Below are 16,626 nucleotides of genomic sequence, written 5' to 3' on the forward strand. Positions count from 1 at the left end.
GCGGCCGGGTTCCTACTGACGCCCTGAGGAGGGTTGTCACATGCGTACGTCCCTGCGCCGCATGCTGGCTCCGATCATGGTCGCCGGACTGCTGGCGACCGCGGCCTGCGGCTCCGAGGAGCAGCCGGCCGGCAACGAGAAGATCACTTTGAACGTCGCGCTGTTCGGCGACTTCGGCTTCAAGCCGCTGTACGAGGAGTACCAGAAGGCGCACCCGAACATCACGATCAAGGAGCGGATCTCCGACTACGCCGCGCACCACCAGAGCCTGATCTCGCACCTGGCGACGAACAGCGGCGCGGCCGACATCGAGGCCGTCGAGATCGGCTACCTGTCCAGCTTCACCGCCACCCCGAACCGCTTCCACAACCTGCTCGACCTGGGCGCCGGGGAGCTGGAGAGCCAGTGGCTGCCGTGGAAGTGGCAGCAGGGCCTGTCCACCGACAAGAAGACCCTGATCGGCCTCGGCACCGACGTCGGCGGCATGGCCATGTGCTACCGCACCGACCTGTTCCAGGCGGCGGGCCTGCCCACCGACCGTGACGAGGTGTCCAAGCTCTGGCCGACCTGGGAGGACTACGTCGCGACGGGCAAGCGGTACAAGGCCGCCGCGCCCAAGTCGTACTTCATGGAGGCCTCGGGCAACATGTTCCGGGCCATGGTCGAGCAGGCCCCGACCGGCGTGTACGACGACGCGGACAAGCTGATCGTGGACGGCAACGCGTCCGTGAAGAAGGCGTGGGACCTCACCGTCGACGCGATCAAGTCGGACCAGTCCGCCAAGCTGTCGGCCTGGACGCCGGAGTGGAGCGCCGCGTTCGGCAAGGGCACCTTCGCCACCATCGTGTGCCCGGCCTGGATGACGGCGTACATCGAGACCAACGCCAAGGACGCGGCCGGTAAGTGGGACGTCGCGGCGGTGCCCGGCGGCGCGGGCTCGATGGGCGGCTCGCACCTGGCGCTGCCCAAGCAGGGCAAGCACGCCAAGGAGGCGTACGAGCTGATCAAGTGGCTGACCGCGCCGGAGCAGCAGAAGAAGATCTTCAAGGCGACCGGCAACTTCCCGTCCACGCCGTCGCTCTACACCGACCCGGACCTGACCGGCTTCAGCAAGCCGTTCTTCAACAACGCGCCGCTGGGCAAGATCTTCACCGCCTCGGCGCAGGCCGTGCAGCCGCAGCACCAGGGCCCCAAGCAGGGCGACGTGTTCAACACCATCGGCGCCGGCCTGGGCCGCATCGAGCAGGGCAAGCAGTCGCCCGAGGACGCCTGGAAGCAGGTCCTCGCCGACGTCGCCAAGCTCGCCTGACCCACCGGGCCGGCCGGTTCCCTGGCCGGCCGGCCCGGTGACCTCCGACCTGCCCGCGGCCGGGTGGCGCACCCCGCTGCCCACCCGGTCGCCGGGCGTCACACAGAAGGGGAGCGCCCGGTGCGCACCTGGCTCTACAAAGCGGACACGCGGCTGTCGCCGTACCTCTACATCTCGCCGTTCTTCCTGCTCTTCGCGGTCTTCGGGCTGTTCCCGCTCGGCTACACCGCCTGGGTCTCGCTGCACGACTGGACGCTGCTCTCGGACGAGCACCCGTTCACCGGGCTGGCCAACTACCGCGAGCTGCTCGCCGACCCGTACTTCTGGAACGCCCTGCGCAACACGATCTCGATCCTGCTGCTGTCCACGGTGCCTCAGCTGATCTTCGCGCTGATCCTGGCCCACCTGGTGAACCGGCGGCTGCGCGCCAAGACGCTGTGGCGGCTCGGCATGCTGCTGCCGAATGTGACCAGCGTGGTCGCGGTCGTCGTCATCTTCAGCCAGCTCTTCGGCCGCGACTTCGGCCTGATCAACTGGCTGCTGGACAGCTTCGGCCTGGGCCGCATCGACTGGCAGGCGGGCGTGGCCTCCTCGCACGTGGCCATCGCCGCGATGATCACCTGGCGCTGGACCGGCTACAACGCGCTCATCTTCCTGGCCGCGATGCAGGCGGTGCCGAAGGAGCTGTACGAATCGGCGACGCTGGACGGGGCCACCCCCGGCCAGCAGCTGCGGAAGATCACCATCCCGTCGATCCGGCCCACCGTCATCTTCGTGGTCATCGTGTCCACCATCTACGGCCTGCAGGTCTTCGCCGAGCCGCAGCTGTTCGCCGGCAGTGGGCCCAACGGCATCATCGGCGGCCCCGACCGCCAGTTCCAGACGCTGACGCTCTACATGTACGAGCACGGCTTCAACCGCGGCTTCGAGTTCGGCTACGCCTCGGCCACCGCCTGGGTGATGTTCGGCCTGATCGTGCTCATCGCCGGCGCCAACTACCTGATCACGCGACGCATCCGGAGCTCCCGATGACACGACGGCTCGTCTACCTGACGCTCACCGGGGTCCTGCTGCTGACCGCGTTCCCGCTGTACTTCAGCTTCGTGGTGGCCAGCCAGGACAACTCCGCCCTGGCCCAGGTGCCGCCGCCGGTGCTGCCCGGCGAGAACCTGTTCGAGAACATCCGGCGCGTGTTCGAGACCGTGCCGTTCGACCAGGCGCTGCTCAACTCGGTCATCGTGTCCTCGGCCAACACCGCGTCGGTGGTGCTGTTCTCCACGCTGGCCGGGTTCGCCTTCGCCAAGCTGAAGTTCAAGGGGCGCACCGCGCTGCTGCTCACCGTGGTCGGCACCATGATGGTGCCCACCCAGCTGGGCATCATCCCGCTGTTCATGCTGATCAACGAGCTGGAGTGGCACGACACGCTGCTCGCGGTGATCGTGCCGGCGCTGGTGAACGCGTTCGGCGTGTTCTTCATGACGCAGTACCTGTTCGAGGCGCTGCCGACCGAGCTGCTGGAGGCCGGGCGCATCGACGGCGCCGCCACCCACCGGCTGTTCTGGCACGTGGTGCTGCCGGTGGCCCGGCCCGCCGCGGCCGTGCTCGGCATGCTCACCTTCCTCAACGTCTGGAACGACTACCTGTGGCCGCTGGTGGTGCTCGCCTCGCCGGAGAACCAGACCGTGCAGGTGGCGCTGTCCCAGCTGCGGGCCGGTTACGTGCAGGACTACTCGCTGGCGCTGACCGGCACGATGCTGGCCACGCTGCCGCTGCTCATCGTGTTCGGCCTGCTCGGCAAGCAGCTCATCGGAGGCATCATGCAGGGCGCGGTGAAGGGATGACCATGAAGCAGATCGCTGAGGAGACCACCCAGGCGGCGCCGCTGCGCTTTCCGGAAGGGTTCCGGTGGGGCGCGGCGACGGCGGCGTACCAGATCGAGGGCGCCGCCACGGCGGACGGACGGGGGCCGTCCATCTGGGACGGCTTCGCGCGGCGTCCCGGCCGGGTGCACGAGGGGCACACCGGGGACGTCGCCTGCGACCACTACCGGCGTTACCGCGAGGACGTCGGCCTGATGCGCGAGCTGGGCATCGGCACGTACCGCTTCTCGATCGCCTGGCCGCGGGTCAAGCCCGACGGCACCGGCCCGGTCAACACCCGCGGCCTGGACTTCTACGACCGGCTGGTGGACGAGCTGCTCGCGGCCGGCATCGAGCCGATGGCCACGCTCTACCACTGGGACCTGCCGCAGGCGCTGGAGCACGGCGGCCGCGACGGGTGGGGGAACCGCGACACCGCGGCGTACTTCGCCGAGTACGCCGCGGTGACCGTGGCCCGGCTCGGCGACCGCATCGGCACCTGGACCACGCTGAACGAGCCCTGGTGCGCCGCGTTCCTCGGCTACGCCAGCGGCGACCACGCCCCGGGCCGCACGGACGACCAGACCGCCTTCCGCGCCGCGCACCACCTGATGCTCGGGCACGGCCTGGCCGCTCAGGCGCTGCGCGCGGCCGGGGTACGCGAGCTGTCGCTCACCCTCAACCTGGCCCGGATCAGCCCCGCCGACCCCGCCGACCCGCACGACCGCGCCGCGGCGCGCCACGTCGACGGCGTACTGAACCGGATCTTCCTGGACCCCGCCCTGCGCGGGGAGTATCCGGCCGACATGCTCGCCCTCTTCGACCGCTTCGGCGCCACCGACGCCATCCGCGACGGCGACCTGCCGGTCATCGCCACCCCCATCGACCTGCTGGGCATCAACTACTACCAGCCCGCCCTGGTCAAAGCCCAGATCGGCGCCCCGGCAACGCCGATGTACCCCGGCACCGAGGGGGTCGCCTTCCTCCCCCTACCCGGCCCCGTCACCTACATGGGCTGGCACATCGACCCCACGGGCCTGTCCGACCTGCTCCTGCGCCTGTCCCACGACTACCCCGGCACCCCGCTGATGGTCACCGAGAACGGCGCCGCCTACTACGACGAACCCGACGGCGACCGCGTAGCCGACCCCGACCGCATCGCCTACCTAGACGGCCACCTCCGCGCCGTCCACGCGGCCCTCACCGCCGGCGCCGACGTCCGCGGCTACCTGGCCTGGTCGTTCCTGGACAACTTCGAGTGGGCCTTCGGCTACGACAAGCGCTTCGGCCTCGTCTACGTCGACTACCCCACCCAGCGCCGCATCCCCAAGGACTCGGCCCTCTGGTACCGCACCATCACCCGCACCAACACCCTCTAGCCGCGCCCGCCCTCAAGTGCGTCGATCTTGCGTGAACTGTGGGTGCGACACGCCCGTTTCGGGCATATCCCTAACAGTTCGCGCAAGATCGACGCGATCTTGGGGGTCAGTAGACGGAGACGCCGTACTTGCTCAGGGCTTCTACGACGGGCTGGAAATACGTGATGCCGCCGGTGCGGCAGTTGCCGGAGCCGCCGGAGGTGAGGCCGAGCGCGGTGCTGCCGGAGTAGAGCGGGCCGCCGCTGTCGCCGCCCTCGGCGCAGATGTCGGTGCGGATCATGCCCTTGACCGTGCCCTCGGCGTAGTGGACGGTGGCGTTGAGGCCGGTCACCGTGCCGGTCTTGGTGCCGGTGGTGCTACCGCGGCGGGTGGCCGACTGGCCGACCACCGGGTTGGCGGCGGAGGAGAAGCCGCCGGTCTTGGTGATCGACGTGTTGGTGTACCGGACGATGCCGTAGTCGTTGCCGGGGAAGCTGGTGCCGGTCCGGTCGCCGAGCTTGGTGCTGTGCGTCGAGTTGGAGAACCACTCGGTGGCCAGGTCGGTGCAGTGCCCGGCGGTGAGGAAGTAGTACGTGCTGCCGCTGCGGACGTTGAAGCCGAGCGAGCAGCGGTAGCCGCCGCCGTAGATCGCGTCGCCCGCGCCGATGGTCGGGGTGAGGCGGCCCTCGACCTGCTGGAGGCGGGCGGCGCCGCCGGAGCGGGCCACGGCCTGTGCGAGCCCGGTGTAGCGGGCGCCGGTGACCGTGCTGTCCACGTCCACGACGATCTGGTTGGTGACCGGGTCGACCGACCAGGCGGTGCCGACGACGCCGCGGTCCAGCGCCGCCATCAGCCGGTCGAGCTGCCGCGCGCTGCGGCTGACCAGGCGCGGCTGCGCACCGGCGGCGCGTACCGCGTCGGCGGCGGCGTCGTCGGTGACGTTGACGACGGTGCGCCCGGCGGCGTCCACGTAGCTGCCCGCGGTGCGGTCGTCGCCGAGGGACGCGGCGATCGAGACGCCGTCCACGCCGGACGGTGCCGCCTGCGCGGGTGCGGTGATGCCGGCGAGACCGGCCGCCACGGTGGCAGCGGTGGTGATCGCCAGGACTAGTCTGGTGGCCTTCACATGTCCTCCCCTGATGAGGCCGCCCGGTGGGGCGGCACCTGCATCGATTGATGGACATGGTTTCAAGCCGTTTATGTGCCGATCAACGACCTTTCGGCGGGTACGCCGTCACGCCGCCCGCGACACGGCACGTGTCACGGGCGGCGTGGGCGGGTCGGTGGTCAGGCGGCCGGTGCCTCGAAGATGAGGCAGGTCGACGTGGCGTGCGCGAGCAGGCGGCCCTGCTCGTCGGTGAGCTGGGCCTGGGCCAGCGCGGTGCGGCGGCCCCGGGAGATGACGGTGCCCTCGCAGCGCAGCACGCCGGAGCCGACGGTGACCGGGCGCAGGAACTTCGTGGTCAGATCCAGTGAGGTGTATCCGGTGCCGGCGGGCAGCGTGGTGTGCACCGCGCAGGCCGCGGCCGTGTCCAGCAGCGTGGCCAGGATCCCGCCGTGCACGCCGCCCAGCGGGTTGTAGTGGAACTCCTGGGCGCGCATGGTCACCAGGACGCGGCCCTCCTCGGCCTGCACGCTGTCCATGCCGAGCAGGTGCATCACCGGCGGGGCGGGCAGCTCGCCGCGGCCCATCGCGTGCAGCAGCTCCAGACCGGTCATGGTGCCCAGCGCGGCGGCGTTGCGGAGCGGGTCGGACCAGCTGAAGGTGCGGGTGCGCGCCGCGTCCGCCACGGCGCCGGCCGGGGACTCGGGTGCGGTCGGCTCGGTCTGGGTCTGCGTCATGGACTCAGCCTGGCAGCGGTTTGCTGAGTCTGTCAACGAGACTTAGCCTGGAGTGGTGAGACCTACCGCACTCGACTGGTCGACCGAGAACTGCACCGTCGCCCGTGCGATGGAGGTGCTCGGCGAACGCTGGACCCTGGTCGTGCTGCGGGAGGTGTTCAACGGCATCCGCCGCTTCGAGGAGATGCGCGAGCACAGCGGCATCCCGCGCCAGGTCCTCACCAACCGCCTGCACATGCTCGTCGAGGCCGGTGTGCTGCGCCGGGTGCCGTACCGGGAGCCCGGCGAGCGCGAGCGCCACGAGTACCGGCTCACCGAGAAGGGCTTCGACCTCTACCCGGTGCTCGTCGCCGTCCGCGAGTGGGGCGACCGCTACCTCGCCGACCCCGCCGGCCCGCCCGTGGACATGGTGCACCGGGACTGCGGCTCGCCCGTACACACCCACCTGACCTGCGCCGAGGGCCACGAGATCGGCTCACCTCGCGAAGTCGCCACCCGCCCCGGCCCCGGCGCCGTCCCAAGGAAAGGAAGGGCACCTTCTTAACGCCTTACGGATACCCGGTCGCCCGGGTGGACCAGGGCTGGCACCATGGCGGCTCGTGGAGCAAGTGCTGATCCTGCCGCCGCGAGTCACCGAGACCGGGCTCGCGTACGCCGACGCCGCCCGCCGTCGCGGTATGCGTGTCGAGACGGTGCACGGCTGGCGGCTGCCGGAGCACCTGGCCGGGCACCCCGGCGCGCATCTCTACGCCGGGCCGCTGTTCGCCGACGCCGTCGGTGCCGAACTGGGGATCGGGCTGCTCGAACCGGACCCGGACTGGCTCACTCGGCTGCCGCGTGCGCTCACCCGGCGCGGCGTCGTGTTCACCACCCTGGCGCGGGCGCGCGGGCTGGACCGGCCCGCGTTCGTGAAGCCGCCGGACGACAAGAGCTTCCCGGCGCGGGTGTACCCCTCGGGTGCGGCGCTGCCGGGCCCCGAGGTGCTGGAAGGCGACACTTCCGTGCTGGTCAGCGACGTGGTCGAGTTCCACGTCGAGTTCCGCTGCTTCGTCGCCGCGGGCGTGGTGCGGGCGGTCAGCCGGTACGCCGTCGGCGGTGAGCTCGACGTGGCATCGGCGGACGACGACGTGCGCAGCGCGGACGCAGCGGCCTTCGCCCAGACCGTCTGCGCGGTCTCGGCCCCCTTCGCAGGCTCCGCCCCACGCGGCGGCGCTGCTGCGGGTGCGGCGGTCGACGTCGACCGTGTCCGCAGGCCGGGGCTGCCGAGTGCGGTGGTGGTCGACGTCGGGCTGATCGCCGATCCGGGGAGCGGGCGTCCGGAGTGGGCGGTCATCGAGGCCAACGCGGCCTGGGCGAGCGGCCATTACGCGGCCGATGCCGACGCTGCCCTGGACGTGGCCTTGCGCTCGGCGATGCCGCGTGCCGAGATCGCGCCGGCGGATGTGCCGTACCTGCGTGATCTGCCGTCGGTGGTGCGCTGACGTCAGCTGAGCCGGGACGGGCTGGGGGAGACGGGACCGCCGTTCTCGATGACGCCCAGGCAGATGTCCATGACCGAGATGCCTGTCGCGGGCAGGACGGTGGCGGCTTCGCGGACGGACACGACGACGGAGACGTGGCGCGGGTTGCCCCGGAAGTGGCGGCTCTCCAGCTTGGGCAGGGTCGCGCGGTAGAGGCCGCTCGCCGTGTCGTAGCGCAGCCGCACCTCGCCCTGGTATCCGGTGCCGCCGCTCAGGGCGTACTCGGCGATGACCTTGACCTTGGCGTCTGTGCCGTCGCGATTGGTGACCTTCGTGGACACGTGGAACGCGGCAGGTAGGGGCATGCCGCCGGCGCAGCGCGGGTCGTGAAAGGTGCCGGGCGAGACCAGCACGGTGCCGATGATGGGGCCGAGCGCCGTCTGCGGTGGGGGCGACACGCTCCCGGCCGGGCCGGTGGTCGTGGCCGGACGCGGCGAAGGCGACGGTGCGGCGGTCGGCGGGACGGGCTGGGCGGTGCTCGGGTCGTGCCGCCACGAGTCCCCGACACCTATGCATCCCTGCAGGCTGAGCATGGTCGCGATCGCGAGCGCCCCGGCCGCCAGCGCGCGGATGGTGATCACCCGCGACAGCTTAGCCGCGCTCGCCCCCTCCCGCGGCCCTCCACTCGCCACTCTCGCGCGTCGCCGCAGCGAGAGTCGTCGATCATGAAGTTAGGGCAGCGACACGCCGTCGAACACGCCCATAAGTTCATGATCAACGCGGTGGAGGGGGGTGGTGGGGGGAGAGGCGGACGGCTTCGGTGTAGGTGTCCTCGGCGTAGGCGATGAGGCGCGGGGAGACGTGGGCGGCGGGGGAGGAGGGGTGCCAGCCGATGAGGTGGCGCCAGCGGAGGGGGGTGCCGGCCAGGGGGACTACGCGGACGCCGGAGACCTCGCGGAAGGTGGGCTGGCACAGGGCCACCACGTTGCCGCCGCGGACCAGGTCGGTGCAGCCGCCGAGGTCGTTCTCGTGGATGGGGGTGGGGGTGAAGCCGGCGCGGGCGCAGGCGGCGGCGAAGCACTCGGCGAAGCAGCCGTCGCCCGGGGTGGCCGCCCAGCGCGAGCCGGCCAGGGCGGACAGCTCGACCTCGGCGGCGTCGGCGTACGGGTGGGACTCCGGCAGCAGTGCGCACACCGGGGCCATGGCGACGGTGTGCCAGGCCAGGCGTCCCTCCTCGGGCGGGGACGCGTCGCCGCAGGTGCCGATCAGCGCGAAGTCGAGCCGGGCGTCCAGCAGCATCGCGGCCAGCTCCGATGAGGACCAGGACGGGTACGTGCTCAGCTGGGCGCTGGGCTGCGCGGCGGCGAGCCGGTGCACCACCCCGCCGATGAGCGGGCCGTTGACCGCGCCGATGCGGTAGCCGGGCAGCCCGTCCTCGCCGCCGGCCTGCGCGGCCCCGGCGAACTGGGCCGCCTCCTCCTGCAGGCCCTGCACCGCGGGCAGCAACACCCGGGCGCGGGCCAGCACCAGGTCGCCGAGCGGGGTGGGCCGGGCGCCCCGGCGGTCGCGCTCGAACAGCTGCCCGCCGAAGGCGCGCTCGATGCGCTGCAGCTGGGTGGTGAGCGCGGGCGCGGCGAGGCCGAGCGCCGCCGCCGCCTTCGTGACGCTGCCGGCGTCGGCGATCGCGCAGACGACCCGCAGGTGCCGCAGCTCCAACCTCACCCGCCGATGCTAAGGCCGCCCGTGGCACCCCGTGAAGGGCCCTTTCCAGGATGGACGGAGATCGAAACCCGTCGGTAGGGTGCGGGTGGAGCGGGAGGTCGGGATGGAGAAGCGGCGCAGGGCTGCGCTGATCGGGCTGCTGGGCGCCGAGCTCGTGTCCACCGTCGGCTCGCGCATGTCCTTTCTGGCCATACCGTGGCTGGTGCTGGTGACCACGGACGACCCCACCCTGGTCGGCGTCGTCGCGTTCGCGGAGGCGCTGCCCTACATCCTGGCGGGCATCTTCGGCACGCCGCTGGCGGACCGGTTCGGGGTGCGCGAGGTGTCCATCGTGACGGACCTCGGCAGCGCGCTGGTGATGGGCGCCGTGGCGGCCTTCGGCAGCGCCGACTTCACCCTGCTGGTGGTGCTGATCGCGGTGCTGGGCGCGCTCCGCGGGGTGGGCGACAAGTCGAAGCGGGTGCTGCTCCCGCCGGTGGTCGAGGCGTCGGGTACGCCGATGGCCAGGGTCACCGCGGTGTTCTCCGCCCTGAACCGCACCGCCATGGTGATCGGCGCGGCGCTGGCCGGGGTGCTCATCGCGTGGCTCGGGCCGGTGGGCGCGATCTGGGCCGACGCGGCGACGTTCGCCGGCTGCGCCGCGGTGGTGGCGGTGCTGGTCCGCATCACCAAGGAGCAGAACAGGCCGGCTCGGGCCGAGGGCGAGTCCTACCTGGACAGCCTCAAGGCCGGGTACGCCTTCCTGCGCGGGGAGCGGCTGCTGCGCAGCCTGGTCGGCATGATGTTCGTGACGAACCTGTTCAACCAGGCCAGCGCGGTGGTGTTCATCCCGCTGTGGGTACGCGAGCACCTGGACTCGCCCGTGGCGCTGGGCTGGATCGGCGGGGCGTTCGCGCTGGGCGCGATCGCGGGCGGGGCGGCGTTCGCGGCGCTGGTCACCCGCCTGCCGCGCTACGCGTCGCTGGTGGCCGGGTATCTGGTGGGCGGCTCGCCGCGCTTCCTGGTGCTGGCGTTCAGCGACGACCTGCGGGTGGCGCTGGCGGTGACGTTCCTGTCCGGGGTGGCCATGTCGTCGGTGAACCCCACCTACGGCCTGCTGATGTTCCAGCGGGTGCCGCGCGGGATGCAGGCGCGGGTGTTCGGGCTGACCGGCGCGGTCACCTTCGGCGGCATCCCGCTCGGCGGCATGGTGGGCGCCTGGTCGGCGGAGGCGCTGGGCCTGGACGGCGGGCTGCTGCTGGCGGGCGCGGCGTACTTCGCGGCCACGCTGACGCCGGTCGTCGGCTGGCGCAGGTGGCGGCAGATCGACGACCTGAAGCCCGGCGCGGCCCCGGCGGAGCCGCCGCTGTGGCAGGAGTACCTGTCCGAGCTGGGCCGCCGGGCCGGGGTGCTGGACACCGGCCCGGCGGTGCCGGTCTCGGTCACGCTCGCGTACGCCGACGGCGGCTGGACGGTGACCGCGCGGCGGGGCCGGCGCAGGCTGTCGCGGCCGGCCCCGATCTCGGCGGCGCAGGCGCTGCGGCACGTCGCGGTGCTGGACGTGCCCGCGGCGGCCGAGGCGGTGGCGCAGGTGCACACCGACGACCGGCGGCGGCTGGCGGTGGTGCGGGCCAACCTGGCCGCGGCCGAATCGGCGCTGGCGGAGCTGCGGGCGGCTCAGTGGCCGGGCGACCAGCCCGGGGAGCGGCCCAGGTAGGCGACGAGCTGGTCACCGGTGGCGGCGCCCGCGGGCGGCTCGACCATCACGCCGAACGCCTTGCTGGGCCGGTCGGTCGGCCAGCGCAGGGCGATCTTCATGGCCGCTGCGCTCAGCTCGGGGTCCAGCGCCGCGTCGGCGCCGATCGACTTGGCCACGTCCCACCCGTGCACCAGGAAGTCGACGAAGTGCATGCCGAGCACGGTCGGGGCGGTGAAGGTGCCGTAGCCGTACACCTCGATCTTGCGGTCGAGCAGGGTGCGGTCGCTGAAGGCCTTGGTGACCAGGGCTGCCGACTCGGCGTACGCCTTGCGCGGGTCGGCGGGCGGCGTCAGGTCGTCCCAGACCTCCGGCACCGTCGGCTTGCCCGCGGCGGCGGCGGCGAAGCCGCGGTTGTGGCCGATCATGTGCCCGAGCAGCTGGCCGAGGGTCCAGTCGCCGCACGGCGTGGGCCGGGCGAGGTCGGCGCGCTTGACGCGGTTGACGGCGGCGCCGGCCGCGGCGAGCGCGCGCCGGTCGAGGTCACGTAGGTCCATGTGTCGAACCCTAGTGCCGCAGGTGGGCGCGCTCCAGTGGTGTCCCGTCCCCGTGACGAAAACGCGCGGTCTGTCCAATCAGCTGAGTGAGCAGAAGTTGATTCATGCAAGGATCTCAGTGCCCACGATCCGCGACGGGCGTTCGGCGCAGCGCCGCGCCCAAGGAGGTTTCGCCCTGTGAAGCACCCCTCGACCCGCCGGCCGCTGCTCGCCGGCGTGGTGCTGGCCGCGACACTCGCCCTGCTGGCCGGTCCCGGTGGCGGCGCCACCGCCGGAAACAAGGACGCCTGGGTCGGCTCCTGGTCGGCCGCGCCCACCGGGGCGGGCGCGGGCCTGTCCGGCACCGGCTTCGCCGACCAGACCATCCGCATGATCGTGCACACCTCGGTGGGCGGCAGCGCGGCCCGGATCCGGCTGTCCAACACCTTCGGCACGGGGGCGGTCACCATCGGGCACGCCACCCTGGCCCGGCCGGACGCCGCCACGCCCGCCCTGACCGACGTGCTGCCCGCCAGCGTCGCGGAGCTGACCTTCAACGGCGCGCCCGGCATCACCATCCCCAAGGGCGGCCAGGTCGTCAGCGACCCGCTGCCGGTGGCCGTGCCGGAGCTGTCCGACCTGGTGGTGAGCATCTACCTGCCGGTGCCGACCGGCCCGGCGACCTGGCACTGGACCGCGCGCCAGGCGGCGTACTACGGCGCGGGCGACACCGCCGCGGAGCCGACCGGCGCGACCCTGACCGGCACCCGGAACTCGTGGTTCTTCCTCACCGGCGTCGACGTGCTGAGCCGCCGCTCGCCCGGCGCGGTGGCGGTGCTCGGCGACTCGATCACCGACGGCAGCCAGTCCACCCTCAACGGCAACGCCCGCTGGACCGACCGGCTGGCCGCGCGGCTGCTGGCGGGGAACTCGCCGCACTCCGAGGTCGGTGTGCTCAACCAGGGCCTGGCCGGCAACACGGTCAACCACGACGGCACCGAGATCGGCTACGCCGAGCTGGGCGTCAACGGCCTGGCCCGGTTGCAGCGCGACGTGTTCAGCCAGACCGGGGTGCGCACGCTGGTGCTGGTGCTCGGCATCAACGACATCCAGATCCACGGCGACGCCCCCGACAAGATCGTTGGAGGGTTGCGGCAGCTCATCGCGCAGGGCCGGACCGCCGGGCTGGACGTGGTGGTGTCGACGGTGACCCCGTTCGAGGGCTTCTCGTCGTGGACGCCGGAGAAGGAGCAGACCCGGCTCGCCGTGAACGAGTGGCTGCGTACGCACCGGGGTGAGTTCAGCGGGCTGGTCGACTTCGACGAGCTGCTGCGCGACCCGGCGGCGCCGTCGAAGCTGCGCGCCGAGTGGGACAGCGGCGACCACATCCACCCCAACGACGCCGGCTACCAGGCGATGGCGGACTTCGTGCCGCTGTGGCTGATCTCCTGACGGGAGGGTGACATGGCCGCGCACGACGACCGCCCGCTGCTGCTGATGGTCCGCACGGGCAAGCGCGAGTTCCGGGAGTACCTGCTGCGCTCGCTCGCCCCGGCGTACCGGGTGCACATGTTCACCGGGGTCGCGCCCACCTGGGAGCAGGAGTACATCGACGGCGCCACGGAGCTGGGGGCGCTGCTCGACGTGCCGGCCATGGCCGAGGCCGCCCGGCGGCTCGGTGCCACCCCGGCGGGGGTGATGACCTGGGACGAGGCGCGTACGCCGCAGACCGCCGCGCTCGCCGCCGCGTTGGGCCTGCCCGGCGATCCGGCGGCCGTCGCGCGCTGCCGCGACAAGCAGCGCACCCGCCGCGCGCTGGCCGCGGCGGGCGTGCCGCAGCCGGAGTCGGTGCCGGTGGGCTCGCTGGAGCAGGCCGGTGCCGAGGCGGCCCGGATCGGCTACCCCGTGGTCCTCAAGCCGAGCGACCTCGCGCTCAGCGTCGGCGTGATCAAGGTGGACGGTCCGGAGCAGCTGGCCCCGGCGTGGGAGTTCACCACCGGCGTCCGGCACGGCGCGCTGCCCGACTGGCGGCCGCAGGTGCTGCTGGAGGAGTACGTCTCCGGCGAGGAGATCAGCGTCGACGCGGCCGTGCACCGGGGCGAGGTGACCCCGCTCTGCGTGGCCCGCAAGGAGCTGGGGCACCGGCCGTACTGCATCGAGATCGGACACTACGTGCACGGCGACGACCCGCTGCGCCACGACGAGGACCTGCGGCGGCTGCTGCGGGACGCGCACGCGGCGCTGGGGTTCACCGACGGGGTGACCCATACCGAGATCATGCTCACCGCGCGCGGGCCCCGGATCATCGAGGTCAACGCGCGGCTGGGCGGCGACATGATCCCGTACCTGGGGCTGCGCGCCACCGGCGTGGACACGGCGCTCGCCGCCGCCGCGACGGCCTGCGGCAAACCGCCGCAGGCGGTCGCGGACCGCAAGCTCGTCGCGGGGGTGCGCTTCTTCTACCCGGCCCGGCCCGGCACGGTGATCGAGTCGCTCGGCTTCGACCGGGCCGGGCTGCCCCCGGCCGTCGACGAGCTGGCGCTGCTGGCCGAGCCGGGCGACCGGCGCTCACCGCCGCCCGAGGGCACGGTCAACGGCCGCGTCGCCTTCGCCACCGCGGTCGCGCCGACCGCGGAGGAGTGCCGCGAGGCGCTGGACGCCGCGGGGGCCGCGCTGCGGGTCAACGGCGAGCCTCCGGCTCCGCACGCCTGAACGGGCGACGGCTCGGCCACCGGCCGGGCACCGGCGAAGCGCCCGCCGAGCCGCTCCGGCGGCCGGGCGGGCGCTTCGAGATCACCGGCCGGGGGTCACCACTCGTAGCCGAGGTGCTCCACGAGGTTGCCGTAGCGGTCGCGGAGGGCGGCCAGGTGGGTGGCGGTCAGGTGGTTGCGCCAGTCCCCGGCCACGCCCCGGCGGTAGTGGCTGTGCACATCCTCCTGGCCGCGCTCGCGGCCCTTGGCCAGCCGGCTGAACGAGAACCGGGCGCACGCGTTGGCCGGATACGCACCCGGCAGCCGGTGGATCGGCAGCCGGGGCAGCACCATGCGCGGGTAGGCCAGCACCTTGGGCGTCTCGCGGCGGGCGGCGAGGTTCCACTTCACCGCGGCCCTGCGCAGCCGCTCCGGGCCGGAGCCGTCCGGGGTGAGCAGGTCCAGGTGGCCGAGGATGGTGGACCAGCTCTTCACCGGATCGGCGATGGCGTCCTCCATGCGCACCTCGAGGATGCTCGGGTGGGTGTAGTCCCACTCCGCCATCGGGTCCAGGAACATCGAGCTGAACTCCACCTCGGCCAGCAGGCCGTCCGCCTCGTCGAGGTGGCGCAGGTTGCGCCGGTGCTCCACCAGCGCGGGCCAGGGCAGGCCGCCGACCACCTCGGGATGGCTGTTGAGGTGGCTGAAGTAGCCGGACACGATGATGTCGCGCGGGTCGCGGATCAGGTGGAACGCCCGCATCTCGGGCAGCGTATCGACCCATGCCCGCTGCGCGTTGGTCATGATCAGCAGGTCGGGCCGGGTGGCGCGGATCATGTCGCCGAGCGAGTCGTACGGCGCCCACTGCTCGGGCACGTGGATCGTGACGACCTTGAGGTCCAGCGCGTACGCCGCCTCGTGCAGGATGGATCTGGCCCAGGTCGACGCGGACTTGTGCCGCCCGAAATACGCCCGAAGCAAGGTTGGCTCCCGATTAAAGTCCTGATGGGACGCATTGTCGACGCAGCGCGATTGCTGCGTTGACAATGAGTACATCTATCCAGAGCGGATCAGGACTGTCAATGGAGCCCGGTCGATGACCGGCCTGGCTCAGGTCGCCGTACCGGCCGCCGGCAGCGGCCCGGTCGCGGTGCTGCCGCCCGAGCAGGGCGCCCCCGGCTCCGGCGCCGCGTTGAGCCGTGCGGCCGCGATGAACGCCGTCAGGCGCGAGTCGTCGGCGCGGTCCAGCTTGAGCTGGTAACCCCACGCCTGCACGGAGATCGGGGCGTCCTGCCCGGGGAACGGGCTGAGCATCAGGTAGTCGCGCGCGGACACCAGCCCGGCCAGCGCCTGCACGTCGGCGTCGGCCAGCCCGGGACGGTAGGTGATCCACACCGCACCGTGCTCCAGGCTGTGCACCGCCCGCTCCGAGGCGATCGGTTCGGTGTAGACCATGCCGGTGCAGGTCTGCCACTCCATGTAGTGCTCCCCGCCCACCGGCGGCTGCTGCGGGTAGTCCACCGGGCCGGGCGCGTGGTTCTGGCTCAGCGTGCCGGGGGAGAAGTAGTCGCGTACGCCCTCGATCGAGGTGAGCACGTCACGCCAGTTGTCCGCGGTGATCGGCGGCAGCGTCTGCCCGGCCGCCGGCCCGGACGGGGCGTTCTCGCGCGCCTGGTACACCAGGTAGCCGCCCACGCCGAGGCCGGAGCAGGCGCACAGCAGCAGCACCAGGCCGCCCACCAGCCACGGCCACACCGCCTTCGACTGCTGCGGCTGAGCGTACGGCGGCAGCTGCTGCGGCTGGCCGTACGGCTGGCCCTGCGGCTCGTGCTGCGGCTGGAACTCCACCATGGCGGGCCTCCCCGGGACTCGTCTCGCCCCGGCGATCCTGTCAGACGGTGGGCCGGATGTCGAAGCCGGACAGGCCCTCGGGCGTCTCGTCGAAGACCGCGACGTCGTCGACGATCGCCAGTTCGGGCCCCTGCCGGGTCCACGCGACCAGGCGGTCCACCTGCTCCGGCGCACCCTCGAACACCGCCTCGACGGTGCGGTCGGCCCGGTTGCGCACCCAGCCGCCCAGCCCGGCGTCCCGGGCCAGCCTGCGGCAGGTGTCGCGGTAGTAGACGCCCTGGACCTCGCCGGAGATCACAACCCGCTTGCGGATCATCCCTGAAC

The 16,626-nt window shown here is 72.4% G+C and carries 17 protein-coding genes; 9 read left to right on the forward strand and 8 right to left on the reverse strand.

Features of this window, described 5'->3' with window-relative positions; all coding sequences use genetic code 11:
• The first annotated feature begins 40 nt into the window (after window positions 1-40).
• The 4 genes from CS0771_RS13460 to CS0771_RS13475 all read left to right on the forward strand — a co-directional run bounded on the left by CS0771_RS13460 (window position 41) and on the right by CS0771_RS13475 (window position 4,547).
• Window positions 41-1,309 carry an ABC transporter substrate-binding protein gene (locus tag CS0771_RS13460; RefSeq protein WP_244870770.1) on the forward strand — a complete coding sequence of 423 codons (1,269 nt, stop codon included), beginning with the start codon at window positions 41-43 and terminating at the stop codon, window positions 1,307-1,309.
• A 120-nt stretch (window positions 1,310-1,429) separates the two neighbouring features.
• Window positions 1,430-2,341, forward strand: a complete 912-nt coding sequence (locus CS0771_RS13465) for a carbohydrate ABC transporter permease (protein ID WP_244870771.1) — start codon at window positions 1,430-1,432, stop codon at window positions 2,339-2,341.
• Window positions 2,338-3,150: a carbohydrate ABC transporter permease gene (locus CS0771_RS13470; RefSeq protein ID WP_212841279.1), complete on the forward strand. Its 813-nt coding sequence runs from the start codon at window positions 2,338-2,340 to the stop codon at window positions 3,148-3,150. The genes CS0771_RS13465 and CS0771_RS13470 overlap by 4 nt, the downstream gene beginning before the upstream one ends.
• 2 nt (window positions 3,151-3,152) lie before the next feature.
• Entirely contained in the window at window positions 3,153-4,547 is a 1,395-nt protein-coding gene (locus tag CS0771_RS13475) for a GH1 family beta-glucosidase (RefSeq protein WP_212841280.1), read from the forward strand.
• 106 nt (window positions 4,548-4,653) lie between these two features.
• On the opposite strand, the gene CS0771_RS13480 is transcribed toward CS0771_RS13475, so the two are convergent.
• Both CS0771_RS13480 and CS0771_RS13485 read right to left on the reverse strand, forming a co-directional pair.
• Window positions 4,654-5,652 carry a S1 family peptidase gene (locus CS0771_RS13480; protein ID WP_212841281.1) on the reverse strand — a complete coding sequence of 333 codons (999 nt, stop codon included), beginning with the start codon at window positions 5,650-5,652 and terminating at the stop codon, window positions 4,654-4,656.
• Between the two features lie 161 nt (window positions 5,653-5,813).
• Entirely contained in the window at window positions 5,814-6,368 is a 555-nt protein-coding gene (locus CS0771_RS13485) for a PaaI family thioesterase (RefSeq protein WP_212841282.1), read from the reverse strand.
• Window positions 6,369-6,423: 55 nt separating this feature from the next.
• Between CS0771_RS13485 and CS0771_RS13490 the strand changes: the two genes are divergently transcribed.
• Together CS0771_RS13490 and CS0771_RS13495 are read left to right on the forward strand one after the other, a co-directional pair.
• A complete protein-coding gene (locus CS0771_RS13490) occupies window positions 6,424-6,912 on the forward strand; it encodes a helix-turn-helix domain-containing protein (protein WP_244870772.1) in 489 nt (162 codons plus the stop codon).
• Window positions 6,913-6,967: 55 nt separating this feature from the next.
• Window positions 6,968-7,849, forward strand: a complete 882-nt coding sequence (locus CS0771_RS13495; RefSeq protein ID WP_212841283.1) for an ATP-grasp domain-containing protein — start codon at window positions 6,968-6,970, stop codon at window positions 7,847-7,849.
• Between the two features lie 2 nt (window positions 7,850-7,851).
• Here CS0771_RS13495 and CS0771_RS13500 read toward each other — a convergent pair whose 3' ends face one another.
• Window positions 7,852-8,469, reverse strand: coding sequence for a hypothetical protein (locus tag CS0771_RS13500; protein ID WP_212841284.1), 618 nt, complete (start codon window positions 8,467-8,469; stop codon window positions 7,852-7,854).
• A gap of 133 nt (window positions 8,470-8,602) precedes the next feature.
• Entirely contained in the window at window positions 8,603-9,550 is a 948-nt protein-coding gene (locus CS0771_RS13505) for a LysR family transcriptional regulator (protein WP_212841285.1), read from the reverse strand.
• A 103-nt stretch (window positions 9,551-9,653) separates the two neighbouring features.
• Here CS0771_RS13505 and CS0771_RS13510 point away from each other — a divergent pair, with 103 nt between their 5' ends.
• A complete protein-coding gene (locus CS0771_RS13510) occupies window positions 9,654-11,246 on the forward strand; it encodes an MFS transporter (RefSeq protein ID WP_212841286.1) in 1,593 nt (530 codons plus the stop codon).
• On the opposite strand, the gene CS0771_RS13515 is transcribed toward CS0771_RS13510, so the two are convergent.
• Entirely contained in the window at window positions 11,207-11,782 is a 576-nt protein-coding gene (locus tag CS0771_RS13515; RefSeq protein WP_212841287.1) for a TIGR03086 family metal-binding protein, read from the reverse strand. The two genes, CS0771_RS13510 and CS0771_RS13515, sit on opposite strands and share 40 nt — an antisense overlap.
• A 177-nt stretch (window positions 11,783-11,959) precedes the next feature.
• Here CS0771_RS13515 and CS0771_RS13520 point away from each other — a divergent pair, with 177 nt between their 5' ends.
• Both CS0771_RS13520 and CS0771_RS13525 read left to right on the forward strand, forming a co-directional pair.
• Window positions 11,960-13,213, forward strand: a complete 1,254-nt coding sequence (locus CS0771_RS13520) for an SGNH/GDSL hydrolase family protein (protein WP_212841288.1) — start codon at window positions 11,960-11,962, stop codon at window positions 13,211-13,213.
• A 12-nt stretch (window positions 13,214-13,225) separates the two neighbouring features.
• Entirely contained in the window at window positions 13,226-14,473 is a 1,248-nt protein-coding gene (locus tag CS0771_RS13525) for an ATP-grasp domain-containing protein (RefSeq protein WP_212841289.1), read from the forward strand.
• 95 nt (window positions 14,474-14,568) lie between these two features.
• On the opposite strand, the gene CS0771_RS13530 is transcribed toward CS0771_RS13525, so the two are convergent.
• The 3 genes from CS0771_RS13530 to CS0771_RS13540 form a co-directional block, all read right to left on the reverse strand.
• Window positions 14,569-15,432, reverse strand: coding sequence for a sulfotransferase domain-containing protein (locus CS0771_RS13530; protein ID WP_212841290.1), 864 nt, complete (start codon window positions 15,430-15,432; stop codon window positions 14,569-14,571).
• A gap of 129 nt (window positions 15,433-15,561) precedes the next feature.
• Window positions 15,562-16,302 carry a DUF3105 domain-containing protein gene (locus CS0771_RS13535; protein WP_212841291.1) on the reverse strand — a complete coding sequence of 247 codons (741 nt, stop codon included), beginning with the start codon at window positions 16,300-16,302 and terminating at the stop codon, window positions 15,562-15,564.
• A gap of 40 nt (window positions 16,303-16,342) precedes the next feature.
• Window positions 16,343-16,618: an acylphosphatase gene (locus tag CS0771_RS13540; protein ID WP_212841292.1), complete on the reverse strand. Its 276-nt coding sequence runs from the start codon at window positions 16,616-16,618 to the stop codon at window positions 16,343-16,345.
• Window positions 16,619-16,626 lie beyond the last annotated feature (8 nt).

Origin of the sequence: Catellatospora sp. IY07-71, assembly GCF_018326265.1 — a bacterium.
Lineage (GTDB): Bacteria > Actinomycetota > Actinomycetes > Mycobacteriales > Micromonosporaceae > Catellatospora.

Bases quoted from the DNA above. Each gene is read 5' to 3' on its own strand.
- CS0771_RS13510 (WP_212841286.1), top strand. From the start codon at position 9,654: ATGGAGAAGCGGCGCAGGGCTGCGCTGATCGGGCTGCTGGGCGCCGAG.
- CS0771_RS13535 (WP_212841291.1), bottom strand. From the start codon at position 16,302: ATGGTGGAGTTCCAGCCGCAGCACGAGCCGCAGGGCCAGCCGTACGGC.
- CS0771_RS13525 (WP_212841289.1), top strand. From the start codon at position 13,226: ATGGCCGCGCACGACGACCGCCCGCTGCTGCTGATGGTCCGCACGGGC.
- CS0771_RS13515 (WP_212841287.1), bottom strand. From the start codon at position 11,782: ATGGACCTACGTGACCTCGACCGGCGCGCGCTCGCCGCGGCCGGCGCC.
- CS0771_RS13485 (WP_212841282.1), bottom strand. From the start codon at position 6,368: ATGACGCAGACCCAGACCGAGCCGACCGCACCCGAGTCCCCGGCCGGC.
- CS0771_RS13470 (WP_212841279.1), top strand. From the start codon at position 2,338: ATGACACGACGGCTCGTCTACCTGACGCTCACCGGGGTCCTGCTGCTG.
- CS0771_RS13460 (WP_244870770.1), top strand. From the start codon at position 41: ATGCGTACGTCCCTGCGCCGCATGCTGGCTCCGATCATGGTCGCCGGA.
- CS0771_RS13475 (WP_212841280.1), top strand. From the start codon at position 3,153: ATGAAGCAGATCGCTGAGGAGACCACCCAGGCGGCGCCGCTGCGCTTT.
- CS0771_RS13540 (WP_212841292.1), bottom strand. From the start codon at position 16,618: ATGATCCGCAAGCGGGTTGTGATCTCCGGCGAGGTCCAGGGCGTCTAC.